General features: G+C 69.6%; 27 protein-coding genes and 1 pseudogene. 7 read left to right on the top strand and 21 right to left on the bottom strand.

The features are described 5' to 3' along the window. Positions 1-12: 12 nt before the first annotated feature. From ABZ490_RS32260 to ABZ490_RS32300, 9 genes are all read right to left on the bottom strand, one after another. Entirely contained in the window at positions 13-660 is a 648-nt protein-coding gene (locus tag ABZ490_RS32260) for a helix-turn-helix domain-containing protein (RefSeq protein WP_358997897.1), read from the bottom strand. A 95-nt stretch (positions 661-755) separates the two neighbouring features. After that, a complete protein-coding gene (locus ABZ490_RS32265) occupies positions 756-1,694 on the bottom strand; it encodes a diiron oxygenase (RefSeq protein WP_358997900.1) in 939 nt (312 codons plus the stop codon). 74 nt (positions 1,695-1,768) lie between these two features. After that, positions 1,769-2,299: a DUF3291 domain-containing protein gene (locus ABZ490_RS32270; RefSeq protein WP_358997903.1), complete on the bottom strand. Its 531-nt coding sequence runs from the start codon at positions 2,297-2,299 to the stop codon at positions 1,769-1,771. A 44-nt stretch (positions 2,300-2,343) separates the two neighbouring features. Further along, a complete protein-coding gene (locus ABZ490_RS32275) occupies positions 2,344-3,801 on the bottom strand; it encodes a penicillin-binding protein 2 (RefSeq protein ID WP_358997906.1) in 1,458 nt (485 codons plus the stop codon). A 16-nt stretch (positions 3,802-3,817) separates the two neighbouring features. Continuing rightward, entirely contained in the window at positions 3,818-5,197 is a 1,380-nt protein-coding gene (locus tag ABZ490_RS32280; RefSeq protein WP_358997909.1) for an FtsW/RodA/SpoVE family cell cycle protein, read from the bottom strand. A gap of 66 nt (positions 5,198-5,263) precedes the next feature. Continuing rightward, positions 5,264-5,920, bottom strand: coding sequence for an SH3 domain-containing protein (locus tag ABZ490_RS32285; protein WP_358997912.1), 657 nt, complete (start codon positions 5,918-5,920; stop codon positions 5,264-5,266). A gap of 82 nt (positions 5,921-6,002) precedes the next feature. Next, a complete protein-coding gene (locus ABZ490_RS32290; RefSeq protein ID WP_358997915.1) occupies positions 6,003-7,268 on the bottom strand; it encodes a HAMP domain-containing sensor histidine kinase in 1,266 nt (421 codons plus the stop codon). Continuing rightward, positions 7,265-8,032: a hypothetical protein gene (locus ABZ490_RS32295; RefSeq protein WP_358997918.1), complete on the bottom strand. Its 768-nt coding sequence runs from the start codon at positions 8,030-8,032 to the stop codon at positions 7,265-7,267. The genes ABZ490_RS32290 and ABZ490_RS32295 overlap by 4 nt, the downstream gene beginning before the upstream one ends. A gap of 138 nt (positions 8,033-8,170) precedes the next feature. Further along, positions 8,171-8,680, bottom strand: a complete 510-nt coding sequence (locus tag ABZ490_RS32300) for a dual specificity protein phosphatase family protein (protein ID WP_358997921.1) — start codon at positions 8,678-8,680, stop codon at positions 8,171-8,173. Positions 8,681-8,963: 283 nt separating this feature from the next. Here ABZ490_RS32300 and ABZ490_RS32305 point away from each other — a divergent pair, with 283 nt between their 5' ends. Then, complete coding sequence (locus tag ABZ490_RS32305; RefSeq protein WP_358997924.1) at positions 8,964-9,767, top strand: nuclease-related domain-containing protein; 804 nt, start codon at positions 8,964-8,966, stop codon at positions 9,765-9,767. A 130-nt stretch (positions 9,768-9,897) separates the two neighbouring features. Here ABZ490_RS32305 and ABZ490_RS32310 read toward each other — a convergent pair whose 3' ends face one another. From ABZ490_RS32310 to ABZ490_RS32325, 4 genes are read right to left on the bottom strand one after another with little or no spacing between them, the layout of a single operon-like run. Continuing rightward, the gene (locus ABZ490_RS32310) at positions 9,898-10,101 is read right to left on the bottom strand and encodes a hypothetical protein (protein WP_358997928.1); all 204 of its coding nucleotides are present in this window, start codon (positions 10,099-10,101) and stop codon (positions 9,898-9,900) included. A 32-nt stretch (positions 10,102-10,133) separates the two neighbouring features. Beyond that, on the bottom strand, positions 10,134-10,442 hold the full coding sequence (locus ABZ490_RS32315; protein WP_358997931.1) for a hypothetical protein: 309 nt from the start codon (positions 10,440-10,442) through the stop codon (positions 10,134-10,136). Then, a complete protein-coding gene (locus ABZ490_RS32320) occupies positions 10,439-11,917 on the bottom strand; it encodes a S1 RNA-binding domain-containing protein (RefSeq protein ID WP_358997934.1) in 1,479 nt (492 codons plus the stop codon). The genes ABZ490_RS32315 and ABZ490_RS32320 overlap by 4 nt, the downstream gene beginning before the upstream one ends. Before the next feature lies 1 nt (position 11,918). Further along, positions 11,919-12,521 carry a recombinase family protein gene (locus ABZ490_RS32325; protein WP_358997937.1) on the bottom strand — a complete coding sequence of 201 codons (603 nt, stop codon included), beginning with the start codon at positions 12,519-12,521 and terminating at the stop codon, positions 11,919-11,921. A gap of 165 nt (positions 12,522-12,686) precedes the next feature. On the opposite strand from ABZ490_RS32325, the gene ABZ490_RS32330 reads away from it, so the two are divergent. Further along, entirely contained in the window at positions 12,687-13,283 is a 597-nt protein-coding gene (locus ABZ490_RS32330; RefSeq protein ID WP_358997940.1) for an HD domain-containing protein, read from the top strand. A 19-nt stretch (positions 13,284-13,302) separates the two neighbouring features. Further along, entirely contained in the window at positions 13,303-13,779 is a 477-nt protein-coding gene (locus tag ABZ490_RS32335) for a DUF6193 family natural product biosynthesis protein (protein ID WP_358997943.1), read from the top strand. 115 nt (positions 13,780-13,894) lie between these two features. Here ABZ490_RS32335 and ABZ490_RS32340 read toward each other — a convergent pair whose 3' ends face one another. The 3 genes from ABZ490_RS32340 to ABZ490_RS32350 all read right to left on the bottom strand — a co-directional run bounded on the left by ABZ490_RS32340 (position 13,895) and on the right by ABZ490_RS32350 (position 17,124). Beyond that, on the bottom strand, positions 13,895-14,467 hold the full coding sequence (locus ABZ490_RS32340; RefSeq protein ID WP_358997946.1) for a hypothetical protein: 573 nt from the start codon (positions 14,465-14,467) through the stop codon (positions 13,895-13,897). A gap of 60 nt (positions 14,468-14,527) precedes the next feature. Then, positions 14,528-15,259, bottom strand: coding sequence for a Tn3 family transposase (locus tag ABZ490_RS32345; RefSeq protein ID WP_358998130.1), 732 nt, complete (start codon positions 15,257-15,259; stop codon positions 14,528-14,530). A 1,298-nt stretch (positions 15,260-16,557) separates the two neighbouring features. Then, positions 16,558-17,124 (bottom strand): DUF4158 domain-containing protein, encoded by a 567-nt coding sequence (locus ABZ490_RS32350; protein WP_358997949.1) that lies wholly within the window; start codon positions 17,122-17,124, stop codon positions 16,558-16,560. 192 nt (positions 17,125-17,316) lie between these two features. Between ABZ490_RS32350 and ABZ490_RS32355 the strand changes: the two genes are divergently transcribed. Both ABZ490_RS32355 and ABZ490_RS32360 read left to right on the top strand, forming a co-directional pair. Then, positions 17,317-17,580 (top strand): CopG family transcriptional regulator, encoded by a 264-nt coding sequence (locus ABZ490_RS32355; protein WP_358997952.1) that lies wholly within the window; start codon positions 17,317-17,319, stop codon positions 17,578-17,580. Next, positions 17,577-17,990 carry a DNA-binding protein gene (locus ABZ490_RS32360; RefSeq protein ID WP_358997955.1) on the top strand — a complete coding sequence of 138 codons (414 nt, stop codon included), beginning with the start codon at positions 17,577-17,579 and terminating at the stop codon, positions 17,988-17,990. The genes ABZ490_RS32355 and ABZ490_RS32360 overlap by 4 nt, the downstream gene beginning before the upstream one ends. Before the next feature lie 40 nt (positions 17,991-18,030). Here ABZ490_RS32360 and ligD read toward each other — a convergent pair whose 3' ends face one another. Next, complete coding sequence (gene ligD / locus ABZ490_RS32365; RefSeq protein WP_358997958.1) at positions 18,031-18,921, bottom strand: non-homologous end-joining DNA ligase; 891 nt, start codon at positions 18,919-18,921, stop codon at positions 18,031-18,033. 68 nt (positions 18,922-18,989) lie between these two features. Between ligD and ABZ490_RS32370 the strand changes: the two are divergent. Together ABZ490_RS32370 and ABZ490_RS32375 are read left to right on the top strand one after the other, a co-directional pair. Beyond that, a pseudogene (locus ABZ490_RS32370) lies at positions 18,990-19,121 on the top strand (Ku protein); the annotation flags it as partial. A gap of 361 nt (positions 19,122-19,482) precedes the next feature. Beyond that, on the top strand, positions 19,483-20,364 hold the full coding sequence (locus ABZ490_RS32375; protein ID WP_358997961.1) for a S41 family peptidase: 882 nt from the start codon (positions 19,483-19,485) through the stop codon (positions 20,362-20,364). A 167-nt stretch (positions 20,365-20,531) separates the two neighbouring features. Here the strand turns inward: ABZ490_RS32375 and ABZ490_RS32380 are convergent, their stop codons facing one another. The 4 genes from ABZ490_RS32380 to ABZ490_RS32395 form a co-directional block, all read right to left on the bottom strand. Then, a complete protein-coding gene (locus tag ABZ490_RS32380) occupies positions 20,532-21,578 on the bottom strand; it encodes a Ku protein (protein ID WP_358997964.1) in 1,047 nt (348 codons plus the stop codon). 95 nt (positions 21,579-21,673) lie between these two features. Continuing rightward, entirely contained in the window at positions 21,674-22,183 is a 510-nt protein-coding gene (locus ABZ490_RS32385; RefSeq protein WP_358997967.1) for a DUF6262 family protein, read from the bottom strand. A 20-nt stretch (positions 22,184-22,203) separates the two neighbouring features. After that, positions 22,204-24,690, bottom strand: a complete 2,487-nt coding sequence (locus tag ABZ490_RS32390) for a site-specific integrase (protein WP_358997970.1) — start codon at positions 24,688-24,690, stop codon at positions 22,204-22,206. After that, positions 24,687-25,787 carry a tyrosine-type recombinase/integrase gene (locus ABZ490_RS32395; protein ID WP_358997973.1) on the bottom strand — a complete coding sequence of 367 codons (1,101 nt, stop codon included), beginning with the start codon at positions 25,785-25,787 and terminating at the stop codon, positions 24,687-24,689. Before ABZ490_RS32395 ends, ABZ490_RS32390 begins: the two co-directional genes overlap by 4 nt. Between the last annotated feature and the right edge of the window lie 83 nt (positions 25,788-25,870).

The following is a 25,870-nucleotide window of genomic DNA, read 5'->3' on the forward strand; positions in this document are numbered from 1 at the left end:
CACCAGTGTCGGTCAGCCCGCGGTGCTCAGCGCGTCCCGGACCAGCTCGGCGGTCTGCGGATCCCGGGCCGCGGTCACCGTGAGGATCGCCACCAACTGCTCCATCAGCCAGTCCCGCAGCTCCTCCGCGGGCGGCTCCTTGCCCTCGTCCAGCCAGATCAGCGAGGCCGCCTCGACCGCGGTGATCCACATCCGCACGGTCATCCGCAGCCGGGGGCCCGGATCGGCGACCCCGAGATGGCTGTAGATGTGCTCGGCCGCGGACCGTCGCACGCCGTCCACGATGGCCGTCGTACGGGAGGTCTCCACCACGCTGCCGCCCTGGAGCAGGGCGCTGAAGCCGGCGTCGTGGCGGGCGACGAAGCCGAGGTAGCGGTCCAGGGCGCGGGCCAGGCGGGGGAGGAGGGGGCCGCTGCGGGGCTCGTCGAAGCAGTGCCGGAGCTCTTCGGCGGCGGAGCGGAGCGCGGCCTCGTAGAGCTGCTGCTTTCCGCCCGGGAAGTAGCGGTAGACCAGTGGTCGGGACACCCCGGCTGCCTCCGCCACGTCGTCCAGCGAGACGTCCTCGGGGAGGCGGTGGGCGAAGAGGGTGAGCGCCGCGTCGAGGAGCTGGCTGCGGCGCTCTTCGACGCTCAGGCGGCGGTAGGCGGGGGCGGGGGTCATGTGGTGCAGGGTAGTTCTTCGGGGTCGTCGCCCGGGTGCGGGTGGGTGGGGGCTGGTCGCGCAGTTCCCCGCGCCCCTTGGGTTGCGCCGCTTGCCTAGGTCAGGAGGCCGGACGACCTCCACAGGCGGCGGCCCACACCCCTGAGCACCCCTATGTCGTCCAGGAAGTCCGTCAGGCGTTTCGAGCCCGTCTGCATGACCTCGCGGCGGTGGGCGCTCGCCTTCACCTGGGCCAGTGCCTCGCGCTTGTCCAGGCCGACGTTCGCGTAGACGTCCGGGTTCACGAAGGCGACCGAGAAGATGCGGGCGAACTCGCCGGACGTCACCCGGGTGAACTCCTGGGACCACCTGGGGGCGGTCACCATCTGGCGGCGGAGTTCCTCGCGGGCGTACCGGACGTGCCGGGCCTCCTCCACCACGTGGATGCGGGTGACGCCCCGGACCAGGGGCTGGACGCGCTCGTCCGGGAAGGTCAGGCGCTGCATCCAGTCGAGGACCTCCTCGCCGAGGAGGGTGGCGGTGAAGGAGCCGGGGGTGGTGGAGACGGTCTTGAACAGGCGGCCCATGTTCTGGTGGACCCGGCTCACCGGGTACCAGGGGGTGCCGCCCCGGGCGATCAGCCGGGCGAACATCTTCGAGTGCCGGCACTCGTCCTCGATCTCGGTGAGCGCGTACCGCACATGCGCGCTCGTCGCCGCCTTGTCGTAGATGTGCCGGACGAGCAGCTGCATCAGGATGATCTCGAACCAGATCCCCAGGGAGGCCAGCGCCGCCGCCTCGTGCTGCGACAGCAGGATCCGCTGCTCCTCGCCCATCCGCTTCCACAGCGGGGTGTCGTACAGCGACACCAGCTCCGGGGGCCAGAACCACTTGCCCTCCTCGAAGGGCGCGTCCCAGTCCAGCTCCCGGTCGGGGTCGAAGGAGTGCTTGGCGGAGGAGGCGAGGAGCCGCTCGGCCACCTGTTCGCGGTCCTTGAGCAGACCGAGCGCGTCACGCAGTCCGGCCGTCGCCTCGTCGTCCGTGAGGGTCGTCATGGCTCTTATGAGACTGCTTGTCAGCAAGGACGTCAATCCCCTGCGCACAGGTGGCACCGTGCAGACGTGCGCCGCTAGACCGAGCAGCCGAGGCCCTCGGGCACCTCGAAGCTCATCGGCTCCGCGCCCTGGGGCGGGAACGAGGTGCGCAGGGTGAAGGCGTACGGCGTCGGGCCGTGCGTCCGCAGATGCAGCAGCCGGGCCTCCGCCTCCGCGACGGTGGGCCGGTGGCCCGCCGGCACCCACCACAGGGTCGCCATCGCCTCCCGCACCCGCTCGAACCACTCCCGCCGGCGCGCCAGCATCTCCCGGTGCTGCCCCTGGTACATGTACGCGGTCAGCGCGTTCGTGTCCCGCCACACCGACATGTTGATGATCAGCCACGCGTCGCCGAAGACCTCGATGTCGGTGGCGTCGCCCTCCTCCGACTGGAGGCGCCAGACGAACCCGTCCGCGGCGTCCGCGTCCGCGTTGACCGGGTCGAGCGCATCGACGAAGTCCTTCAACTCCGGTGAGTCCAGCGGGAACTTGAGGCGGGCGATATTGACCTGGGCGAGTTCGTGGGCGGCGGGTTCCGTGGTCCTGGTCCTCGTGGCGTCAGTCATGCGCGAACCGTAGGACGGACCTGTCGCCTCCGAAACCCCCCGTCTCACGGAGCGAGCACCGCCTCCATCACCGCCCGCGCGACCGGCGCCGCCACCCCGCCCCCGGTGATCTCCCCGCGGTTCGCCGAACCGTCCTCCACCACCACCGCCACCGCGACACTCGGCTCGATGTCCCGCCGCCCCTGCGCCCAGGAGATGCACCAGGCGTACGGCGTCCCGGCGTTGCCGATGCCGTGCTGCGCGGTGCCGGTCTTGGCGCCGACCCGGGCGCCGCGGATCGCCGCCCTCGCTCCCGTGCCCTCGCGCACCACGTCCTCCATCAGCTCCCGCAGCCGTACGGCGGTGGAGGGGTACATCGCCTGCCGCGCCGACCGCGAACCGGCCGTGCCCACCGTGGCCCCGCCCCGCCGCGTGGTCCGCTCCACCAGGTACGGCTCGCGCACCTGACCCCCGTTCGCCACCGCCGCCGACACCATCGCCATCTGGAGCGGAGTGGCCCGGGTGTTGTACTGCCCGATCGACGACAGCGCGAGCTGCGCCCGGTCCAGCGAGGTGTCGAAGGTGCTGGTGGCCACCGCGAACGGGATCCGTACGTCCGGGTCGTTGAAGCCGAACGCCTGCGCCGTGCGCGACATCCGCGCCAGCCCCACCTGCACGCCGAGCTTCGCGAACACGGTGTTGCACGACCACTCGAACGCCTCCCGCACGGGGGCGTTCGCGCAGCCGTCGCCCGAGTTCGTCAGCAGGGTCGTCGTCCCCGGCAGCCGGTACGGCACGGGCGAGTCGGTCGGCGCGTCCGGATCCGTCACCACCCCCGCGTCCAGCGCCGCCGCCGCGGTCACCACCTTGAAGGTGGATCCCGGCGGATACGTCTGCCGCACCGCCCGGTTCAGCATCGGCCGGTCGGGGTCTCCGTTCAGCCGTGCCCAGGCGGCCTCGGCGCCCGGGTCGTTCCCCGACAGCAGCGCGGGGTCGTACGAGGGGCTGGACACCAGCGCCAGCACCCGGCCCGTCGCCGGCTCCACCGCCGCGACCGCGCCCTTGCGCCCGTCCAGCGCCGCGAAGGCCGCCCGCTGGGCACGCGGATCGAGGGTGGTGACGACCATTCCGCCGGGCGGGCGGCCCCGCGTCACGTCGTTCCACAGCGGGAGCGGCGAGAGCATCGGATCGAGGCCGGAGAGGAGATCGTCCTCGGCGTCCTCCAGGAACGTCGTCCCGTACTCCTGCGAGGCGAAGCCCGTCACCGGCGCGTACAGCGGCCCGTCGCGGTACGTCCGTTCGTAGCGCAACTGCTCCCCGGTGTCCCGGGAGCCGGTGACCGGGGCGCCGCCGACCAGGATGTCGCCGCGCGGCTGGCCGTACCGGGCGATGGACGCACGCCGGTTGGCCGGGTTGCCGTCGTAGGCGGCGGACCGGACGACCTGCACGCGCAGGGCGTTGACCAGCAGCGCCAGCAGGAGCAGGGCGCAGAACACGGCGGCGTGCCGGATGTGCCGGGTCACTCCGATACCTCTCTGGTCAGGGGGCGGTGCTTCCGTCGTACTGCCGTCGTGCCGAGTCGCTCACCCGGATCAGCAGCGCCACGATCGCCCAGTTGGTGACGACCGAGGAGCCGCCCTGGGCCAGGAAGGGCATGGCCATGCCGGTCAGCGGGATCAGACCGGTCACCCCGCCCGCGATGACGAACACCTGGAGCGCCACGATCGAGGCGAGCCCGACGGCGAGGAGCCGGCCGAACGGGTCGCGCAGGGCGAGGCCGGCCCGGTAGCCGCGCTCCACCAGCAGGCCGTAGAGCAGGAAGAGCGCCGACAGACCGGCGAGGCCCAGTTCCTCGCCCGCCGTCGCCAGGATGAAGTCCGACTTCGCCGCGAACCCGATGAGGACGGAGTGGCCGAGCCCCAGCCCGGTGCCGAGCACCCCGCCGGCCGAGAAGGCGAACAGGGACTGGGCGAGCTGGTTGGGCCCCAGGCCCGCGTCGATCGACGCGAACGGGTACAGCCAGTCCTCGATCCTGCCGTGCACATGCGGTTCGAGCCGGCCGACGGCCACCGCGCCGAGCGAGGCGAGCAGCAGACCGACCGCGATCCAGCCGGTGCGGCCGGTGGCGACGTACAGCATGACCACGAAGAGCCCGAAGAAGAGCAGCGAGGTGCCCAGGTCCCGCTCCAGGACCAGCACCCCCACGCTCAGCAGCCAGATCGCGACGACCGGCCCGAGCACCCGGCCGGTCGGCAGCTGCACGCACCAGATCTTCCGGCCCGCGTACGTCAGCGCCGTGCGGTTCGCCGCCAGGTACGCGGCGAAGAACACCGCGAGCAGCACCTTCGCGAACTCGCCCGGCTGGATGGAGAACCCGGCGATCCGGATCCAGATCCGGGCGCCGTTCACCGCCGGGAAGAGGATCGGCAGGGTCAGCAGGGCGAGCGCGGCGACCACGCTGACGTACGCGTACCGCTGGAGCACCCGGTGGTCGCGCAGCGCCGCCACGACCAGGATGAACAGGGTGATGCCGAGGGTCGACCACACCAGCTGGGTGGGCGCCGCCCGGTCGCCCGGTGTCTCCAGGTCCAGGCGGTAGATCAGCACCAGCCCGATGCCGTTGAGCAGCACGCCGATCGGGAGGGGGAGCGGGTCGGCGTAGGGGGCGCGCCACCGCACGGCGAGATGGGCGACCAGCGCGAGCGCGCCGAGCCCGGCGCCGTAGCCCGCGGCGCCGGGCGGGAGTGAGCCGTGCCGGGCGACGCCGACCGCGCAGTAGCCGTACACGGAGAGCAGGACGGCCACGACGATGAGGGCGAGCTCGATGCCGCGGCGCCGGGGGAGGCGTAGGGCGGGGGAGGGGGCGCCGGCCGCGGCGAACGCGGTCGTGGCTCCGGTTCCGGTTCCGGCACTCGTCATGTCCGGAACCTACCCAAATGATGCTCCTTGTGATTCCTGGGTGTGAGGGTGTGTCAGTGCGGTGTGTCAGCACCAGCGGGGCGCCTCGCCGATGTTCTCGATGTAGCGGGCCGAGCCCCAGGCCCAGGTGCCGTCGGTGAGGAGGTACCAGAGGGGGTTGCCGTCGACGTTCTGGCCGGGCGTCTTGCAGAAGATCGACACGATCTCGCCGCGGTGGACGGACCGGATCACCTCGCTGGCCCGGGTGGGCTTGCTGCGCAGCAGCAGGGTGTTCGCGGTGACGCGGCCGCGGAAGAGGCGCTGGGTGTCGTTGTGGCCGCCCTGGTTCCACTGGCCGTCACCGCCCTGACCGCCGCCCTGGTTCCACTGGCCGCCGCCTCCACCGTCTCCGCCGCCCTGGTTCCATCCGCCGCCGTCTCCGCCGTCGCCTCCGCCCTGGCCGCCGTTCTGGTTCTGCCAGTTGTTGCTGTTGCTGTTGCTGTTGCCGCTGCCTGTGCCATTGGTGTTGCCGTTGCCGTTGCTGTTGCCGCCGGTGTTCCAGCCCCCGCCGCCCCCGCCGTCCCCGCCTCCCTGGCCTCCCTCGTCCCAGGTGCTGGTGCCGGGGTCGCCGCCGTCGTTCCAGTCGTCGTCGGCGGTGGCGGGGGTGGCGACGGCCGCGGTGACCAGTGCGCCGACGGCGGTCGCCAGGGCGAGGCGGGTGAGGGCGGAGCGGCGCAGGGACATGGCGGTACCTCCATCAAGAGGGTGAAACCGGCTCAGAAGCTGACTTGACGCCAGATTAGGAGCGGCTCGCGCGTGTCGCCCGTCACGCTGCGCCATCGGGGAGGTTCGGTGCCTGAGGCAGCGTCAGCGTGGCCACCGCCCCGCCCTCCGGCGCGTTGACGAAGGCGAGCACGGCCCCCAGCACCTCCGCCTGGCCGACCGCGATGGTCAGCCCGAGCCCGTGCCCCGTCGCCCCGCCCTCCGTACGGAACCGCTGCGGCCCGTGCGCGACGAGGTACTCCGGATAGCCGTCCCCGTGATCCCGTACCGCGACCACCGGCCCGTCCACGGTGAGGACGACGGGCCCCCGCCCGTGCCGGTGCGCGTTGGCCACCAGATTGCCGAGCACCCGTTCGAGGCGCCGCCGGTCGGTCTCGACGCGTGCGTCCCGTACGACCCTGATCTCCGTGTCGGCTCCGGACGTCCGTACGACCCGCCGGGCCAGCGCGCCCAGCTCCTCGGTGTCCAGCTCCAGCCGCTCCCGCCCGGTGTCGAGCCGGGAGATCTCCAGCAGGTCCTCGGTGAGCGTGCGCAGCGCGGCGACCCGGTCGCGCACCAGCTCCGTCGGCCGGCCCGGCGGCAGCAGCTCGGCCGCGGCGTGCAGCCCGGTCAGCGGGGTGCGCAGCTCGTGGGCCACGTCGGCGGTGAAGCGCTGTTCGCTCAGCAGCTTGCTCTGGAGGGTGGCCGCCATGGTGTCGAGCGCGGCGGCGACCGCGCCCACCTCGTCCTGCGGCCGGCCCCGCTGCCTGGCCCGGGGATCGTCCACCCGCGCGTCCAGATCGCCGGCGCTGATCCGCCGGGCCACCCGCGCCGTGGTGTGCAGCCGGCGGGTCACCCGGGTCACCGCGAACGCGCCCACGAGGAGCGTCGCGCCGATGGCCAGCCCCGCGGACCACAGGATCGCCGAGTCGAGCGCCTCGATGGTGCGGGCGCTCTGCGCGTAGTCGACCCGTACGGCGAGGGCCCGTCCGCCGTCGGCCGGACCGGCCGCCCACATCGTGGGGCGCCCGGCGGTGTCGGCGACCATCGTGCCGCGCTCCCCGGCCAGTGCCAGGGTCCGCAGCGAGGCGGGCAGTCCTGGCGGGTCGACTCCCGCGCCCCAGCCGAGGCTGTCCCCGGCCTCGAACGCGGTCGTCGCGTCCGCCAGCCGGGACAGCGCGAGGTCACGGGCCTGGCCGACGGTCTGGTTGGTCACCGAGACATGCACGAGGACACCGAGCAGGGCGGCGAGCGCGCAGCACATCACCGTGATGAACACGGCGGCCTTCAGCGCGAGCGTGCCGGCCCACCGGGGGAGCGCGAGCCTCATCGGCCGCTCGCCGAGGCGGAAGGGGAAGCGGAAGGGGAAGCGGAAGGGGAGGCGGAGGGGTGGGGAGTGGGGGATCTCCTGGACGTTCCGGTGCGCAGCATCTCGTCGTGGGTGAGCAGCATGGCGTGCTGCTGCGGGTCCCAGGTCCACTGGAGGCGGTACTCGTACCCGGCGACCTCCGAGGGGGCCCGGACGATCACCGCGCGGCCGGCCAGTTCGACGCCGCTGACCGCGTCCTCGTAGGCCATCACCTGGACGAGCCGGTGGTCGCGGACGGTGTACACCCGGACGGCGGTGAGGTTGCCGGGCAGCTGGCGCAGACCGAGCGTCATGTCGTCGCGCCCGTCGCCGGTCAGATCGCGGTAGTACGCCTTGAGGACGGGGCAGGCGCGTCCGGCCGCGCCGCTCTTCCCGCAGTCGCTCATCCGCCGGGCGGTCTCCTGGTACGCCCCCGGGCCGTAGTCGCCCGGGTGCGCGGCGATCTCGGCGCGGACGACGGCGACCGGGTCCACCTGGTGGATGTCCCCGCCGGGCACGGTGATGCCCTTCACCGCCTCGGTCTCCACCTCGCCGATGTCGAAGGCGGGGCTGGAGGCGGGGGTGAGCTCGGGCCAGAGCCGGTCGGGGCTGATGGCGGTCGCGGTGGGGCCCGCGCCCTGGAGTCCGCCCGCGTCGCCGCAGGCCACGGTCGCCGAGGCCAGCAGGGCGGCTGCGGCGACGGCGCGGGCTATGCGGAGGGGACGGGCGGGGCGGCTGGGCGGCACGGGACTCCTGAGGTGCATGGCGATGTGCGGCCCCGTACACCTTATTTGTAGAGAAGTCCTTTTTGCGTACCGGGGATCAGGGCCGGAGGGTGGACGGGAGGGTGAACCGGAGGGTGGAGAGGAAACGATTGTGCATGGTCATTCAGCCAGCTCCTCCAGCAGCCTGGCCGTCGGCAGTCCGGCCCGCAGGTACTCCACGAACAACTCGTTGTGCAGGGCCCAGGGCGAGCGCCGCGACCGTATCAGCCGGATCGCCTCGTCGGCCGGGTGGCCCTGTCGCATCAGCGTGTGGGCGACGACCAGCCCCGAACGGTTGTAGCCGCTGTAACACCGCACCAGCACGCGGTGTCCCTGCTCCAGGGCCTCGCCGGCGGCCTGGGCCAGCCGGATCACGCCCGCCAGCTGGGTGCCGTCCAGCGGCCCGTCCGGGATCGGCCACACATGGTGCACCACCCCCGGGTCGGGACCGTGGCCCGAGCGGGCCCGGGTCAGCGTCTGGACGAGATCGAACTCGCCCCGCACCACGGCGAGCGCCGGCTGCCCGGAGGGCCCCCGGTACTCGTGGCAGCCCATCCACAGCCCCGGCACGATCTCGTCCCACGGACGGTCCGGAGCCGGTACGTCGGGTTGCTTCCTGCGGGTCCGCAACGGCGCCTCCCCACGCGCGCTCCCTGAGGGCCTGTGTCCTGTCCCCGGCCGGGCGCCCGCCGTCTGGCACGCACGCTCGCCGCGTTGCCGAAACGCCCGCGTGGCTCCGCCACGAGGACGCTCCGGCGCCTTGCGATCGCACGCACCAGGCGACGTGCGCTGATCCGGCCGGGGACAGGACACAGGCCCTGAGCCCTATGACCTGCCCAACTCCTCCCCAAGGTAACCGCCTTCTTGCCCTCGCGGCATCCTGCCTGTTCCCATGGTCATGGGGTGATGGCGCATGACCGGACTACGCGTCGTACCGACCTGGCGGCATGGCCGGGAGCGGCTCTACGTCTGTCTCACCGACGGCAGGAACATCGCCTGGTACGACCGTGAGGCGGCCCGGGTCAATCTGCTCGCCGACGACCGGCGGGAGGACGTCCTGGAGGCGCTCGGCCCCTTCCTGACCGGCTCGGTCACCGTGGGTCCGCCCCCGGTGCCCACCCCCGCCGAACTGGCCCGCCTCGCCCTCCACCCGGACGACGACCTCGCCCCCAACCGTCCCGGCGAGGCCCTCCTGGTCTCCCTGGACCGTGACCCGGCCCCCGCCCACCGTCTCCGGCCCGACCCGCGCCGCCACGCCCTGACCGCCGAGCAGACGGTCGGCGAGGCCCTGGACCGCCTGGACGGCGCCGGCTGGCACACCCTGCACTCGATCCCCCTGCCCGGCGGTGACCGGCTCCACCATCTGGCGATCGGCCCGGGCGGCCTGTTCACGATCCACTCCCTCTACGCCCGGAAGGCCCGCGTCCGCGTTTCCGACCCCCACATCACCCTGGGCCGCCGCGACCCCGACCCCCTCCTGCGCCGCCTGCGCACCGACGCCGCCCGCGCCTCCCACGCCCTCACCGCGGAGGTCCGCTCCATCCTGGTCCTGGTCGCCCCCGCGGAGGTCACGTTCACCACGGTCCCGCGCGAGGTCCGCGTCCTCACGGCCGCCGAACTGGAGAACTTCACCCGCCTCGGCGGAGTCCTGAAACCGGCGGACGTGGAGGCCCTCCACGCAATGGCCCGGGACCGCAACACCTGGACCCACCTCTGATCCTCCCCGGGCTCGGCCCTGTACTCCCGAAGCTGCCGCGAAGTGACAAGTAGCTCTCTGTAGCCGAACTGACGACTGGTTGTCGCGGCGTTCCGCGTTGCCCTGGTCAGCTTTGTGGTGCTCTGCGGGGTTAGGAGTAGAAGCCCCGGCCGTAGTCCTCGCGTGACACCGTGAAGTCGTCAGGGCGATCCTGGCGGAGTTCTTCGTAGCGTTCGGCGAAGATGTCCAGTGCCTCGTGGAGGGTGCAGGCGCGTGCTTCACGGATCGCCTTGATGGCGAAGATGATCCGGTGGTTCACGATGTCGCGGTCGACACTCTCGGGCAGCTGTTCCATAAGCCCGACAGGCTAGCGTCACGAGCTCGGCGTCAGCGGGCTTTGATCTCCCGTCGGGCGGCGTCCCAGACTTCCTCGAATTCTTGCAAGGTCAGATATTCAGGCTCGTGGCCCTCCCACTGCGGCACCGGGAGCTGTGAGGTCACCCCGAACTTCCTCTCGTACGCGGCCAGAGCACCTGTCTGCTGGGCGTGCTGCGATTCGTCCAGCGAGGCAGCCGCGATGGGGGCCAGCTCGGAACCTTGCAGTTCGACCTGCCGGGTAACCCAGCCTTCGGCATCGACCTCGAAGTAGAACCAGGTGTCTTCTTCGTCCCAGTAGCAGCGCATCCATGTCGTCACCGGTCGGCCTGCCTCTGCGACAGGGCGATGCGGCGCCGGGGCAGATCGACTTCGATGATCTTCACCGTGAGGATGTCGCCGACCTCGACGACGACGCCGGGTGAGTCGTCCAGATCACTGGTGTGCACGAGCCCCTGGAACCCGTCCTGTCGGTCTTCGATGCGCACGAAGACGCCGAACGACATGACCTTGGTGACCGGCCCGGTGACCGTTTCGCCGATCCGCTGACCCGCCTGCGGCCACGGGTCCTCCTGCACCGCTCGGAGCGAGAGCGGCACCCGTTCCCAGACCATGTCGACGTCGAGGACCTCGGCCGTGATCTCCTGACCGACGCTGACAATGTCGGACGGGTGGTTGAACGGACGCCAGGACAGCTCCGGAATGTTGATCATTGCGGTGAAGCCGCCGATGTCCACGAAGGTGACGCCGAAGCTCGCGATGGAGGTCACCGTGCCGGTGACGACCTGGCCGCGCCGCAGGGTCTTCAAAACCGCCCAGCCCCGGTCGCTGGGCGTTGGCTCGGTCTGCCAGCGTGCACGGAGGACACCGTCACTGTCCGGCAGCACGGCGGTGAACAGCGGGCGCCGGTCGTCGATCTCCAGGGACACGACGCCGGCGGCACGCGCACCGCTGATCCGGGAGGACACTGCCTCGAACTGGGTCTCGTCCGCGACCGTGCTGGTGATCTGTCCGCCGGCGTCCTCCCAGATGACTTCCACCAAACCCTCATCCGGCAGAGAGGCCGTGGCCGTGTCGATGTCGGTGAGCAGGTCCGGCCAGACCGCCAGCTGGGCGCGGGGGGTCAGCTGGGCACACACCGCCTCGACGTTGTCGTGGGTGAGGCGGTGCCAGCGGGTGGCGTTCGCGGCGTAGGTCTCCTCCAGGAACGTGGCGTCATGGGCGCCTACCACCCAGCGCAGACGGGCCCAGAAGTCGGCGTCGGCCGGGCGCTGCACGTGCAGTGGGTCGTCGGGCGCGAAGTCGTACGGCGAGGCGTCCAGGCGTTCCGGGAACAGGCCGAGGGCACGGGTGCGGGTCAGTGCCGCGTCGCAGGGTCGGCTGCTGCCTATGTAGAGGTACTGGTCCCAGCCGACGTGCACCGTGAATTCTCCTTCCGTCTCCAGGCGGCACCATGCGCCGTTGTCGCGGAGCATGGCCCGCACCAGTTCCAGGCCGGTGGCGATCGATACCAGTGCGCCGTCGTGGAACCCGGTGGGACCGGCCGGGAAGAGGTCGGCCAGGCCGTGGCCGTCGACCGGTGGCTCCAGGCCGAAGTGGGCGATGCCGCTGAGTTGCGGTTCGCGGATGGCCAGCCGGTCTATGTCGGTGTCCTCGGCGAAGGCGGCGACGGCCTGCAGATAGGCGGCTTCGACCGGCCCGTGGTCACTGATCGCGGGCTCGGTGCCGAAGTAGTGGCCGTTCTGATCACGGTCGGCGGGGTCGTACTTGGTGACCCGGTAGACGTAGGGCAGCACGTCACTGCCCGCCGGGTGTCGAAGGCGTGGGCGTGTTCTGGTGGCGTTCAAGGACGCGGTAGACGGTGGCGCGGCTGACGGAGAAAAGCTCGGCGAGGTCGGCGATGGTGTGCTCGCCGGACTGGTGCTGCTGGACCAGGTGGCTCTGCTGGCGGGCACTCAGTTTGGGCTGCTTGCCCTTGAGCTTGCCCTTGGCCCGCGCGACCGCCATGCCTTCGCGGGTGCGCATGCGCAGCAGGTCGACCTCGAACTCGGCGAAGGTGGCCAGGATGTTGAAGAACATCTTGCCCATCGGGTCGGCGGGGTCGTAGAGGGTGCCGCCGAGCGAGAGCTTGACGCCGCGGGCGGTGAGCGAGTCACCGATGTCGCGGGCGTCGGGTACCGAGCGTGCGAGGCGGTCGAGCTTGGGGACGACTAGGGTGTCGCCGGCGCGCACCGCCGCCAGGGCTTGGGCTAGGCCGGGCCGGTCGCGGTTGGTTCCGGTCAGTCCGTGGTCCAGGTGGATCCGGTCCTCCGGGACGTCCAGGCTGAGCAGGATATCGCGCTGGGCGATGAGGTCCTGCTTGTCCAGGCTGCATCTCGCGTAGCCGACGCGTTCGCTCATGCCCGGAGCGTACGGTAAGCCCCCGCTCACCGTACAGTTTACAGGACACCCTAAATGAGACGCCGTCAGCGCAGGTCGATCCTTCCGGCTGGGCAAGATCACGATTGTTCGTTGGGGGTTCCCCTAACGGACACAAAAGAGCGCCGCGGTCAGTACCCTGACGCGGTGACGACCGACACCGCCTTGTCGAGGGCCCTGAGCCGCACCGTCAACCCACCGCTGTGCCCGTTACCCGATCGCGTCGCAGAGCTCCTGATCGAGCTGGGAAGTCCGCCGCGGCTGGCAGCCCACCTGCGGGCCGTCCACGATGTCGCACACCAGCTGGTCGACTGGATGGGGAGGCGCTACCCGGCCGTCCCCTTCGACCGCGAGGCGGTGCTCTTCGGTGCCGCGACACATGACATCGGGAAGACCGTGCACATCTCCGAGCTCTCTGGGCCCGGTGCGGCGCACGAGGAGGCTGGACAGGCTCTTCTGCTTGGCCGCGGCGTCAGCCCGGAGCTCGCCCGCTTCGCCGCGACCCACGCGTCGTGGACAGAGCCTGGTGTCGTCTTGGAGGACCTCCTCGTGAGCCTCGCCGACAAGATCTGGAAGAACAAGCGCGTCTCCGACCTGGAGGACCTCGTCGTTGCCCGGCTGGCCGAAGAGACCGGCCGGGAGGTATGGGAGGAGTTCATCGCACTCGATGAAGTCCTCTCCCGCATCGGCGATGACGCCGACGGTCGCCTGGCGTTCCAGGGATCCTTCCCAATCCACGCCTGACAGAAGGGGGCAGCACACCGTGACGATCAGTCCCGACGGCCCCAGCCAGACGCCCAGCATCCCGCCGAGGCCGCTACTTCCCGATCTCGCAGCGGCCCGCAAGCTTGGATCTGCGGCGACAGTGGAGGCGCGCTGGCAGCAGTTGCTGCTCGTCTGGCAGTGGCATCACATGCGGCACGAGATCTTGAAGCCGGGCACTGCCTACCCGGGCATCGTGCCCCTGATTGAGGCGGCCGGAGCGGAACCGCGGCTGCGGCAGCTCTACCCTTTCACCAGCCATTACAACCTGAACTTCAGCAGCTTCACGAGCCACCCCTGGTCAATCCAGGTGCCGTCGGTAGACCCGCTGCATGATGGGCGGTTCTGCGTTCGCCGCCCTCGTAGTGCCGAGGTTCTCGGGTTCGCACACACCGCGGACGCCGCGGTGTCCCTCGTCGTCGGCAACCTCCCCGCTGGGCTCGGCCCGGCCGTCGCCCACGAGCAGACCGGCCGCTGACGCGGACCGGACGAGCTTTATGACATCCGGCGCCATGACGTGAGCGCGAGCGGCACCGTCGGCCCGCGTCAGCCTGGTATCGCGACCGCGCTGCTCCGTCATGAGTCACATCGCGTCAGGAGTGGAACTGGCCGTTGCGGTACTCCTCGTGCGGCAGCGAGTCCCATTCGGTATACGCGCCGTCGCGCGTCACCATGAACAACGGACGCGATCGAAGGACATGCCCGACTCGTTGCCCGCGCATCACGACCCCGGGATCATCCGGTCCTGCGTAGCCCTCGGGCGTGTAGCGGAAGTGCCCGTCCACTGCCTCGGCATGCGCGATCGCGTCGCGCTCCAGCTCCGACAGGTCTCTTCCGACCAGCGTGAGTCCGTCGTGCGCGACCTGGGGGCCGTGCACGGCGTCGGCAGCCACGCAGAACAACCCCGCTGCTTGGCTCGCATAAGCCGTGACGGCAGGCGCAGAAGGAGCCACGGCGCGACGGTGGACCTCGATCTTCCACGTCGGCGAGAAGATCGCGGGGCCCGCTGGACACTCGCTGACGCTCGACTGGCCGAGCACCTCAGCCGCCTCGACCACTTCGTCGACGGTCATGCCGAACCGGAGTGGTCCGACCCCGACGGCCGGCGCATAGGGCCACTCGTCCCGTCCGGCAACTCTGGCATCGGCTTCGATGTTGAACGGCATAGTCGCCCCTCTGGACACAGCTGAGACTTGCGCCGATTGAACAGGCAGAGAACGAAAGGATCAAGGTGCCGTCGCATCTTCGGTTCGCTCGGTGTGATCCTGCGGGGTGCGCTGCTGCGGGAGGAGCGGGCCGAGGTGCAGGTGGCGGTTCATGTCCAGCTCGAACCTGCCGTACGGGTTCACATGGGTCCAGAAAAGTGGGGAGAGGCCGCGCCGGTCTGCCTCGGTGAGCTTGTCCGCCCACTTCGGCTCGGCCAAGACCTGTTGGACCAGGAGCGTGTTGACGTGAACCAGGGCCGATTGGAGGAGGTGGAGAGCGAGCATCGAGATCTCCTGGCTCTCCTTGTCCTTGCCGGTCAGTTCGCCGTCCTTGCCGTAGAACAGGTCGTGGTTCGCGCTGTTCCAGTTCTCGACGACCTGCAGGCCTTCGCCGATCTCGCGGCGCAGGTCGGCGTCGGCGAGGTAGTCGCAGATGAAGGCCGTGTGCACGGCCCGCCCCAACTCCTCGATGGCCCGGTAGGTGGGGTGCTTGGGACCTCCGCGGGTGAACCTACGCAGGACCTGCTCGGCCTCCGCCGTGCCCAGGCGCAGGGCGGTGGTGTATTTGACGATCTGGTCGTACTGCTGACGGATCAGCTCCCAGTCGATCGTCTTGGGCGACAGCACCGGGCCCAGCTGTGGCCACTGCTCGTCCTCGCCTGCGGCGGGGCGGTACAGCCGGGCCGACCCGACGTTCTTGAGCCTGGGCAGCAGGTTGAAGCCGAGCATGTGGGAGAACGCGAACCCGACGATGGAGGCGCCGTGAGTGTCGGTGTACTGCCGGTCGACCGTTGCGTGGGACCGCCTCCCGGGAGGCCACCGAGGCGAACTCGGAGGTGAAGCCTGTGGCGAACTCGGCCTCCTTGAGGATGTCGATCAGGTCGATCGTGCCCCAGCGGCGCTGGATCTCGGCTTTCAGGGCGACCAGGTTCTCCGGCTCCTCCTGCTTGGCCGGCGGGGACACCTTGATCCACGGCTCGCCGTGCTTCCTGGTGATCTCCACCCCGCCCGTGGTGCCCAGCTCCAACGCGCGGTCGAAGCCCGTGAGGGCGTCGCGCAGCCGCTTCTGCAGGGCGGCGATGAACTCCTGCGGGTCCTGCGGCTGGCGGATCGCCCAGTAGTGCACGTCCCGGTTGTCCTCGAAGTCCGGGGGCAGGTCGTCCTCCGGGTTGCGCCAGCGGCTGGCCCCGGCCACCCACACCTCCCGCCTGCGCAGCGCGTCCCGCAAGCTGACCAGCACGCACAGCTCGTAGGGGATGCGCTCGACCCGGCCCTTGTCGTCCACCACCGCGGCCCGCCACTGCTCGGGCACCACCCCCTCCAGCGGCACCTTCTCCGCCGCGTCGAAGAACGCCCCGTCCTTGATCGGCTGGTCCAGGTAGCGCTTGAGCAGGTCGATGGCGTCCATCACGGGGCGGTAGGCGGTGTTGTTGCTCTTCAGCTCCCAGGCCGACAGCAGCGGCGAGAGCATCCGGCGCCAGTGCGCCGAGTACGAGGACCGCAGCACGGTGCGGATCCGCGCCTTGTACTTGGCCTCGTTCGCCGCAGCCTCCGCCGCCAGCGCCTTGAGCGTCTTCTCCCCGCCCACCACCGGATAGATCACCTTACGGACCGTGCCGGACGGCTCCGCCAGAGCCGCCTCCGCGACCCGCAGCATCATCGCCTCCTTGCCGCGGACCTTCTTCAGCTCCTTGACGAACTCACCCTCGACCTTCTTCTCCGCTCGCGTATTGATCTTCTGCACCAGTTGGATGAACAGGTCCACCAGGGAGTCGGTGATCTCGGTCTCGCGCACGTGGCACAGCGCCGCCAGCAGCGTGTACCGCACCGAAGCCGGCGCGGCCACCAGGTCGGACGGGTACTCCTTCGCCGCCCGCGCCCGCCACGCCGACACCAGCTTCTCCGGAAACTCCCCGAACAACCCCGGCGGCAGCTCCAACTGACGCACCCGCTGCAGCTTGTTCACCTCCGTCAGCAGGCTGTCCAGGCCCAGCGCGCCGGGGTCCGCCTTCAGCTCGGTGAAGAACGTCCGGCCCCCGCCCACGCTGCCCTCATCCCCGTCGTCCTCGGCCACCAGGTCGTCCAGCCGGGACCGCGAGGCCGCGGACAACCGCCCCACTGTCGTCGCGCAGAACCCCTCCTCGAAGGTGTTCACCGCCGAGGCCACCAGGCCGTGCCACCTTCGCGGGCGCCGGCGGCTCCAAGCGGTCGTTGCGGCACCGCGCCACCACCGCCTCAGCCAGCCGGTCCCCGTTCAGTTCCACGGGGCACAGCTCCGCCGCCAACCACTGCGTGAGCTGGACCTGGTCCTCCTGCGTGCACTCGCGGAACCCGAACGCCGCCCGGACCTCCATCCGGTGCCGCTTGATCGCCCGCCCCGACCAGTCGTAGGCGCCCCAGTCCTCGGCCGGCACCTTCACCTGTTGGGCCACGTACGACACCGCCGCCGCCGGGACCTCCGCCGCATCCTCCGGGAAGCGCGCCTCCACCTCGAAGAACTTCAGCAGCAGCGCGAAGCCCAGCCGGTTCGCCCCCGACTTGTTCCGAAGCCGCTCCTGGTCCTCCTCCAGCATCGTCCAGACCTCGATCAAGTCCTCTGGTTCCCACTCCCGACGCACGCCTGACCCCTCTCCTCGATCACCGCAACGCGACCAAGGTGACGCGGGCACAACAGAGGCAGGGCCAGAACGGCGGAGACCGGGACAACAGACCGTCAGATCGGCTACACAGAGCTACTTGTCACTTCGCGGCAGCTTCGGGAGTACAGGGCCGGCTCCGGCCGTGGGAGGATTCAAGGTAGGATAAGTAGCATGAGTGAGCCTACCGGCAAGTACTCGATCACCATGCCGCGCGACATCGCCGAAGCCGCCAAGGCCCGAAGCGGCCCCTCCGGACTCTCCGCCTACGTCGCCGCAGCCGTTGCCCGCCAGATCGAGCGGGACAACCTCAACGAACTCATCGTGGTCGCGGAGGCCGAACACGGCCCCATCACCGACGAGGAGATCCAGGGCCTGCGCGATCAGCTGCACCGGGCCCGGGAGCAACAGTCCCAAGGCGGGGCGAGCGCCGCGTGACCCGGTCCCCCGCCGTCCCCGGCGGCACCCTGGTTCTCGACTGCGAAGGGCTGGCCAAGGCTGTTGCGCGGGACCGTACGGTCACCGGCTGGCTCGCCCTCGCCCGCGCCGACGACCTGCGGGTGATCACTTCCGCGGCCACCCTCGTGGACGTGATCCATCCACGGATCAATCGCCCGGCTCTGGAATGGATCCTGTCCCGCCTCGTCGTCGAACCGGTCACCGAACCCCTTGCCCGTCACGCGGTCACCCTCCTCGCCGACGCCGGCCTGCACGGCCACAAGTACGCCCTTGGCGCCCTGCTGGGCGCCACAGCACTCGCCGCCCCCGGTCCGGCCACGGTCCTCACCTCGGACCCCGAGGATCTGACCGCCCTGTGCGGCTCTCGCGTCACCGTCGTCAAAGTCTGACGCCGACACGGTCCGTCCGGCAGGGCGAGGAAATCCGGCCTCAAGGCACCGCGCCCGCGTGATCCGGGTCGAGTACCGGCGCCAGCAGGTCCCCCCATTCCCGTACCCGCTCCACCACCTCCCCCGCCCCCAGCGCCATCCGCCCCGCCTCCCCCGTCTTCGCGACCTCCCCCACCTCCTCCCACCGCACCGGTGCCGACACCAGCGGTTCCTCCCGGGCCCGCAGCGTGTAGGCCGTGGCCGTCGTCTTGCGTGCCGCGTTCTGGCTCCAGTCCACGAACACCTTTCCCGCCCGCAGGCTCCGGGTCATCCGGTGCAGCACCAGCGACGGCATCGCCCGCTCCGCCTCCACCGCCAGGCTCTTCGCGTACTCCGACACCCGCTGCGACGACGCCCCCCGCACCGCCGCCACCAGGTGCAGCCCCTTCGACCCGGACGTCTTCGCGTACGCCTCGATCCCGTCCTCCGCCAGCCGCTCCCGCAGCCACAACGCGGCCTCGCAGCACTCCACCATCCCGGCCGGCGCCCCCGGGTCGAGGTCGAAGACCAGCCGGTCGGCGTGCCCGGGGTCCTGGATCACCCACTGGGGCGTATGGAACTCGGTCACCAGGTTCGCCGCCCACACCAGGCTCGCCAGATCCTGGACGACCACCATCCGCGCCGGCCCCTCCGACCGCGGCACCTCGGCCGTGGTCACCCACTCGGGCGTCCCCGGCGGCACGTTCTTGGCGAAGAACACCTGCCCGCCCGGCCCGTCCGGATACCGCAGGAAGGACAGCGGCCGGTCCCGCAGATGGGGGAGCAGGACGTCGGCGACCGTGGCGTAGTAGTGGAGCACCTCGCCCTTCGTGAAGCCGGTCGCCGGGTACAGCACCTTCTCCAGATTGCTGAGAGCGAGCCTCCGCCCCTCCACCTCTGTGATCGGCGTCATACGATGAGAATCACACGAATCACACAAAACGGTATAAATCGTCGCCCCTTTCCCGGTTCAGGAGGACGCTGCCCGTGCGATCCATTTGGAACGGCGCCATCTCCTTCGGTCTCGTCAGCATCCCGATCAAGCTGGTGAACGCCACCGAGAGCCACTCGATCTCCTTCCGCCAGATCCACACCGAGGACGGCGGTTCTCTGGGGGTGTGAGGCGTTCCAGTGGCAGGCCAGTGGATGTCGGCGCAGGTGGGGCCGACTGATCTGCGTTGTTCGTCTTGCAACAGATGTGGCGCAAGGTGATTCCGGTGACTGGCGCTGGCGCGTTAGCGTCTGTCTCTCATCTGGGAGCTCGTCGGCAGTTGATCTTCAACGGTAGGGTTGCTTCCTGGATCAAGCGCCTGGGGGGCGGATGAGGCGGGGACGTTTACTGCGCATGTCGGCCTGTGCTGGGCTGGTTGCGGTCGTCGCCGCAACAACGGGCTGCACGAGCCGTTCGCAGGAGGCATCCAGCGATGACATGGCGCCTGGGGCGCGGACGTATTTGTCGAGGGCGCTGAGCATCATGGAAGAGCACTCTCTTCTCCGGCACCAGGTCGACTGGGCAGACGTGCGGAGCAAGGCGTTCACGCAGGCACGCGGTGCGCGGGCGCCTGCGGACACTTACGGGGCAATCGGCTCGGCATTGCAGACCCTGGGCGACGGCCACAGCACCTTCTGGGAGCCGGAGCGGGCAAAGGTGAACCTGGGATCCTCCGCGGCCTCCCTCGATGGCCTGCGGGGCCATTCACTGAAAAACGGCATTGGGTACGTTTCCCTCCCCGGAGTTCAGGGATCTCAGAAGGTGTACGACGAGTACGTACGGCTGGGCCGAGGTGCCGTGGCGAAGGCAGACCGGACGGGGTCCTGCGGTTGGGTGGTGGATCTGCGTTCGGATACGGGCGGCAACATGTGGCCGATGCTGGCTGTCGTGGGGCCCATCCTCGGCGATGGCAAGGTCGGGATGTTCGTGGATGCCGACGGCAAGAAGTCCGTCTGGTCGATCAAACACGGTGCCCCGTACGAGGACGGGAGGCCGGCCGGCTGGGGCGACGGCCGGCCCGTGGCCAGGAGCATGCCGCCGGTTGCGGTCCTGACCGGCAAGCGGACAGCCAGTGCGGGTGAAGCGGTCGCGGTGGCCTTCCGAGGGCGTCCGGACACCCGATTCTTCGGCGAGCAGACCTATGGCGTGCCCACGGGGAACCAGGAGTACCGCCTGTCTGACGGAGCCATGCTGATCTTGACGGAAGTCAAGGACGCGGACCGTACGGGCCGTACCTACGATGCGGCGATCCCGCCGGATGAAGAGATCGTCAAGGACCCGCGCCCAGTTGCACGCGACCGGGACGAAGTTCTGGAAGCAGCCCGGCGTTGGCTGTTCGAGCAGAACGCCTGCCGACAACCGTGAACTTCTCGGCCGCTGGGTGACACTGTCTGGACCGGCCGGGTCTGGTTCGGCAGCGCGGGAGACGATCTCCGTATAGGAGTTGTCGTCCCTGGACAGCGCGTTTCATCGGTGTGCCCTAAGCTGACGAGATTGGGGCACGACTACGACCCGCTGCCGCTGCTACCTCGTCAGGACGCTTGTGTGGTGCGGTGACCTCTCCTGCCAGTGAGGGCTTTGACCAGGTCTTCTCGAGTCATCGATGAGCGACCAGGAATGTCGGCCTCGGATGCGCGCTGGTAGAGCTCGGCCTTGCTCAGCCCTTCCAATTCCGAAGCCTTCGAGGACTTCGCGGCCTTTCCTGACGTACGGCCCGCGCGTCTTTCGGTCGCTGCCTTCAACGGTGTCGGAGGACTCGTGCCCGCGGTTTTCTGCTGCCCCTTACTGCCTCCTTTCCTTGTCGTCTCGGCCTGCTCGACGCTGGCCCGCAACGCGTCCATGAGATCGATAACGTTGGTGGAGCGCGGCGGCGGCTCGCCCTTCTCCACTGTCTGACCGGTGCGCTTGGCCTCCACGAGCTGGAGCACCTTCTCCTGATAGGTGTCGTGGTACTCCTCCGGATTCCACTCGATGCTCAGCGCCTCAACCAGCTGCACCGCCGTCTGTAGCTCCTTGTTAGAGACCTTCGTCTCCTCCGGCAGACTCCCGATCTCCCGATGAGGGTCGCGAACCTCGTCCGCCCAGTGCATGGTGTGCATCGCCAGAACATCACCCTCGGCCTTCACGGCGACCAGATACTCGTGATTGCGCATGACGACGGTGGCGATACCGACCTTGTTCGCCTTGGACAGGGCGCTGTGGAGCAGGGCGTAGACCTTGGCGTACTCCTTGCCCTTCGGCGCCAGGTAGTAGGTCTTGTCGAAGAACACCGGCTCGACCTGGTCCAGGTCGACGAACCCGGTGATCTCCAGCGACTTGGACTGGCCAGGGGCGATCTCGTCCAGCTCGCCGGGCTCGACGACGACGTATTCGTCCCCCATGTCGAAGCCCTTGATGATCTCCTCCATGGGGACTTCCTCGCCGGTGCGCTCGTTGACTCGCTTGTTGCGCACTCGGTCGGATGTTCCGCGTTGGAGCTGGTTGAAGCGGATCGTGTGGCTTTCCGTCGCCGTGAACAGCTGCACCGGCAGGGCGACGAGACCGAATGAGAGAGCACCGCTCCAGACCGCTCGGGCCATGGCCTTCCCACCTCCTGTATTTCCATGGCACCTCCCCTGGCCGCTGATCGCATCCCGGCATGCGCCACCTGGACGGTTCGGAGGAACAGGTGCGGTCAGCGGTGGGTCTGGTTGAGGGTTCGGGTCAGCTCTCGGTTGGCGGCACGTGCGGCCTGTAGTTCCTTGGTGCGGTCTTCGAGTTGGCCTCGGAGTTCCACCACTCGCTGTTCGAGGGTGGTGATCTGCCGCTGGAGGTGGTCGATGTCGGTGGGCGCTCCGAGGCCGGAGTCGCGCCAGGCCTGTTCACCGAGCTGTTGGGAGAGCCGGTTCTCCAGTTGCCGGACGCGGGCCGTGAGCCGGGCGTTGCGTTCCACGGCGTTCGCCAGGTCGGCTTGCAGGGAGGCCTTGCTGACCTGGGTGTGGCCTTCGCCGGACGGCGGCGCCGTTGCCGCGGTGTGGATTACTTCCAGCAGGTCGCGGTGGCGGTAGAGAAAGGAGCGGTCGACTCCGGCGGTTCGGGCGATGCCGGAGGCAGTGATCTCGTCACCCGCCTTGATGGCGGCGCTGATGGCTCTCTCGACGCGCTGCCGTCGGCGTGCTGCGTCTGCCCGCTTCCCTTCGGACATGGCGTGATCGCTCTTGCTGGTCACAACGGCCTTTCTGGTCGCAGATCGGGGAGAGGCTGGCGGACCCGAGGCATCCCCAGCAGCACGCTTTGCCGACCGCGGCGGACCACGGATACGGCCTCCTCGACCTCGGCGCGCTGGCTTGCGTCGAGGTCGTCCATGCCGTCCTTCACTCGCTTGATGAGACGCCTCACCCGGCTGATTTCCTCGTCCGACGGCATGGCCTCGGCCTTCGCCCAGTCGTCCGCGTCCAGCGCGGCGGCGATCCGCTCGCGGTTGCGCAGCAGGTCGGAGAGGTAAGCCTCCAGGTCGGGCAGGTAGGAGACGTCGGTGCGGAAATGACCGCAGCCCACGCAGCGGAATCTGACGGGACAGTCGTGTCCGCCCGCCGCCACGTTCGACGGCTCGGTGCAGACGCCGTATGGAACGGCTACCTCGCCGACGGCCCGGCGGGCGTGTTCGGAGTCGAGCAGCTCCCTGGCCTGCCGCCAGATACGCTTGCCGTGCCGGTCGAACTGCATCTCGGTGACACGGTCCACGGCCTCTCGGCGCCGTTCTTCGGTGACCCGGTAGTAGGCCTGGGTGGTGTCCAGGCGCCGGTGATCCATCAAGGCCCTGAGGACGTCGACGGCGACCCCGGCGTCCGCGTGTCGCTGGCAGTAGGTGTGCCGGTACGCGTAAAGGAAGATCTTGGACTTGTCGAAGGGCATCATCCTGGTGACCGGCAGGCCGTCCATCTCGACCCGGGTGGGGACCAGGAACTCGGGCAGGGACCGGATCCACTCGCGATGGCGGCCGGAGAGCCATCCCGGCGCGATGGTCTTCAGGCCGTGGGGATTGGCCACCCGTGTGGGCAGCAGCATCAACTGGGCGGTCGGTGTGCTCGGGAAGTCGGCGCGGATCAGTTCCTGCTGTCTGGTGATCACTCCTGCCGTGACCTGGGAGATCGGCAGCCGACGTCCGTGGCGGTTGGCCTTGTAGTTGTCGTAGATCAGCACGTGCTGCCCGTCGGCATCCTGTTTGAGGCAGTCCCAGCGCAGCTGGCAGATCTCCTGAGGCCGTCTCCCGGTGTCGATGAGCAATTCGACGGCCACCCGGTTCTCGTTGCCGTTCCGGGCCTGGCCGACCAGGGAAGGCAACTGCTCGCAGATCTGCCGCATGACCTCGGCCGGGAGGTCCTTGCCGGCCTCGGTGTCCTCGGGGTCGTCGGGAATGTCCTCCGCGAGGATCGCGAAGTCATCCGGCAACCAGTGCAGCGGCTGACCGGGCCGGGTCAGTCCCAGGGACCGCATCCGGGCGAGATGGGTACGGACGTAGCGGACGACCCTGACCCGTTTGGTCGCCGAGATGTCCCCACTGTGGTGCAGGAAGGCCAGGCGATTGGTGAACGCGGTGATGTCCCGGCGACTGAGCGCGTGGATGTCGTCTCCGCGATCCTCGCGCTGGAGCCTCAGGCTCTCGGACAGCAGGGAGAACGCGTTGAGGATGTCCTGGATGCTGCTCATGACATTGCCACGACGCTGAGGCAGCGAGAAGAACGCCCATTCCTTGGCGGCGGCCCTCAGCCAGGGCTGGTGGATCGCGGTGAACGCAAGGTGCCCGGTGTGTCCGAACGCGGCGCCGTTCCACACATCCTTGCCCCGCTCGCCCTCCGGCGTCAGTCCGAGCCGACCCACGAGGGTGACCAGGTTGCTGCAGAGGCCGCGCGTACCTCGGGAGACATGAGCTGGGTCCACCGCTGTCAGCGAGGGGAGTTCGAGTTCGCGGAGACGGTTGGTGAGATTGCGGAGCAGGAACTGCGTGGTGTGGAGTCCCTCGCGCGTCCGGGCCTGGACGCTGTAGAGGATTTCGGCCACCACGCGGTCCGGCAGGCCACGCAGGCTGACCTCGTTGTTCGCGGAGACGGGGACGGTCGTGCGCCGCCATCGCTCCTCGTCGTCCCCGCTCAGCCCGCGGGCGACCGCGGTCCTCCAGCGCTCCCGGTGGGCGTGACAGTAGGGGGACACGCCGTCCCGGTCCCGGTGGCAGGCGGCGACCTCGCAGGGGCCGAACGCGGGCAGCGCGACCAGATCGTCGAGGGTGAGGAACTCCTCCAACGTCACATTCCGGCGCTTGAGTTGCCCGAGGTGCGTCGAGCACAACGGCCGTCGCCAGGACGAGAACGGCCGTTGGCATCCGGACACCGAGCAGTCCTGGACCCCGACCTGCCGACCGTTGCCGCGGCCCATCTCGGCGAACTCCTCCAGCCGAGGCTCCCCGGCCTGCTTCCACCGCGATCGGCAGCCGGAACACAACTGCCTGGCGACGCTGGTCTGTACGCAGCCGTTCACTCGGCACAGCGGCGTGCCCAGCAGCGGGTGGTCCACGGGGAAGAATAGCACGCCGGTCTCCGGCGACCAGTCGAAGACGGTCAGGAACTCCGGATCGACCGCCGCCCACAGGGCCGCGGTACTGCCGTCTGCCGCCTCATGCCCGAGAGGCTGGAGACGGACAACGCTGAGCGTCATCGACCTGGCTCCCCGCCCAGGTCCCTCGGCGAGGGAACACGGCTGATCGCCTCGCGCAGCCGCGACTGCGCGGGGTGCAGGTAGGGACGAGCCGAGTCCGGGTGCTTATGGCCCAGGAGAGACTGGATCTCGTCCAGTGAGCCCCCGGAGTCCGCGACATTGCTGGCGAAGGCGTGCCGCATCATGTGTGGGGTGACCTTGCGGTCCAGCCCGGCACGGCGGGTCAGGGCCTCCACGGTCTCGCCGATCGCGTCCGGTGTGATGGGTGACCCCAAGGGCTCACGGAAGAGGTTCACCAGCAGGAAATCACTGCCCGCCGGCCCGAGCCGTTCGTGCCGCTCCAAGACGTACTGGTCGAACGCCTGCACCACCAGGAAGTCCACCGGCAGCGCCACCGGACGCCGGGACTTCGACCAGGCGTTGTTCGGGTTCTGCCGCCGTACGACATGCAGGTGGGCGCCTTCCAGGCGGCATCCTAGGGCGGCTGAGTCCACGAGCAGATGAGCGTCACTGCGACGCAGGCCCGCCGCCTGCCCGCGGCGAAGCCCAACTCGGGCCAGCAGCAGGATCAGCAACCTGTCGCGCGCCGAGCGACAGGCCCGGAACATCGCCACGATCTCCGCATCGCTGGCCCGGTCCACTGCCCTCTCCGTTTCCGGCAAGCGGTGCTGGGCCTGGAGCCGGTAGCGGAGCCTGCCGTCTTCCGACTGTGCCTGAATAGGGAGGTCCAAGCTGTCCCCGAGCTGGTAGAGCTGCTCCAGCACCCAGCCCGGGACTTCCCGCTCCGTCACCGCGTGAGCCAGGAAGCCGCGAACCGCTGTGAGCACGCCATTGATCCGGCGTGCCTCCCGGGCGGGCCTCCCGCCGGGCCCTGGTACGACCGTCGCCTGCCCCTCTGCCCCAGTCGGCTGCCATTTCAGCCAGAGGATGAAGGAGCTCAAATCGCGGGCGGCTGTACGCCAGTCTCGCCCCGTCGCCATACACCAGCGTAGAAACAGCCCGATCGCTCCGGCGTACGCCTTCGTCGTCGACTCGGCGCGGTCCTTGCTCAACCTGAGACCCCGTAAGTACCGGTCGGCTTCGTTGACCACCTGCATCTCAGCGTCGACCACTGTCCAGTACGCAGTACCGGACGGCATTCGGACCGGAAAAGCACGCACCCGTTGATCCCCTCACTCCA

The sequence above is a fragment of the Streptomyces sp. NPDC005811 genome, from assembly GCF_040630405.1.
Classification (GTDB): Bacteria; Actinomycetota; Actinomycetes; order Streptomycetales; family Streptomycetaceae; genus Streptomyces.

Excerpts from the sequence above, each read along its gene's own strand:
- ABZ490_RS32290 (WP_358997915.1), bottom strand. The coding sequence starts at position 7,268 with ATGAGGCTCGCGCTCCCCCGGTGGGCCGGCACGCTCGCGCTGAAGGCC.
- ABZ490_RS32380 (WP_358997964.1), bottom strand. The coding sequence starts at position 21,578 with ATGGCCCGAGCGGTCTGGAGCGGTGCTCTCTCATTCGGTCTCGTCGCC.
- ABZ490_RS32340 (WP_358997946.1), bottom strand. The coding sequence starts at position 14,467 with ATGCCGTTCAACATCGAAGCCGATGCCAGAGTTGCCGGACGGGACGAG.
- ABZ490_RS32270 (WP_358997903.1), bottom strand. The coding sequence starts at position 2,299 with ATGACTGACGCCACGAGGACCAGGACCACGGAACCCGCCGCCCACGAA.
- ABZ490_RS32375 (WP_358997961.1), top strand. The coding sequence starts at position 19,483 with ATGGAAGAGCACTCTCTTCTCCGGCACCAGGTCGACTGGGCAGACGTG.
- ABZ490_RS32280 (WP_358997909.1), bottom strand. The coding sequence starts at position 5,197 with ATGACGAGTGCCGGAACCGGAACCGGAGCCACGACCGCGTTCGCCGCG.
- ABZ490_RS32385 (WP_358997967.1), bottom strand. The coding sequence starts at position 22,183 with ATGTCCGAAGGGAAGCGGGCAGACGCAGCACGCCGACGGCAGCGCGTC.
- ABZ490_RS32310 (WP_358997928.1), bottom strand. The coding sequence starts at position 10,101 with ATGGAACAGCTGCCCGAGAGTGTCGACCGCGACATCGTGAACCACCGG.
- ABZ490_RS32265 (WP_358997900.1), bottom strand. The coding sequence starts at position 1,694 with ATGACGACCCTCACGGACGACGAGGCGACGGCCGGACTGCGTGACGCG.
- ABZ490_RS32285 (WP_358997912.1), bottom strand. The coding sequence starts at position 5,920 with ATGTCCCTGCGCCGCTCCGCCCTCACCCGCCTCGCCCTGGCGACCGCC.
- ABZ490_RS32260 (WP_358997897.1), bottom strand. The coding sequence starts at position 660 with ATGACCCCCGCCCCCGCCTACCGCCGCCTGAGCGTCGAAGAGCGCCGC.
- ABZ490_RS32390 (WP_358997970.1), bottom strand. The coding sequence starts at position 24,690 with ATGACGCTCAGCGTTGTCCGTCTCCAGCCTCTCGGGCATGAGGCGGCA.
- ABZ490_RS32325 (WP_358997937.1), bottom strand. The coding sequence starts at position 12,521 with ATGAGCGAACGCGTCGGCTACGCGAGATGCAGCCTGGACAAGCAGGAC.
- ligD (WP_358997958.1), bottom strand. The coding sequence starts at position 18,921 with ATGACGCCGATCACAGAGGTGGAGGGGCGGAGGCTCGCTCTCAGCAAT.
- ABZ490_RS32305 (WP_358997924.1), top strand. The coding sequence starts at position 8,964 with ATGACCGGACTACGCGTCGTACCGACCTGGCGGCATGGCCGGGAGCGG.
- ABZ490_RS32395 (WP_358997973.1), bottom strand. The coding sequence starts at position 25,787 with ATGCAGGTGGTCAACGAAGCCGACCGGTACTTACGGGGTCTCAGGTTG.
- ABZ490_RS32355 (WP_358997952.1), top strand. The coding sequence starts at position 17,317 with ATGAGTGAGCCTACCGGCAAGTACTCGATCACCATGCCGCGCGACATC.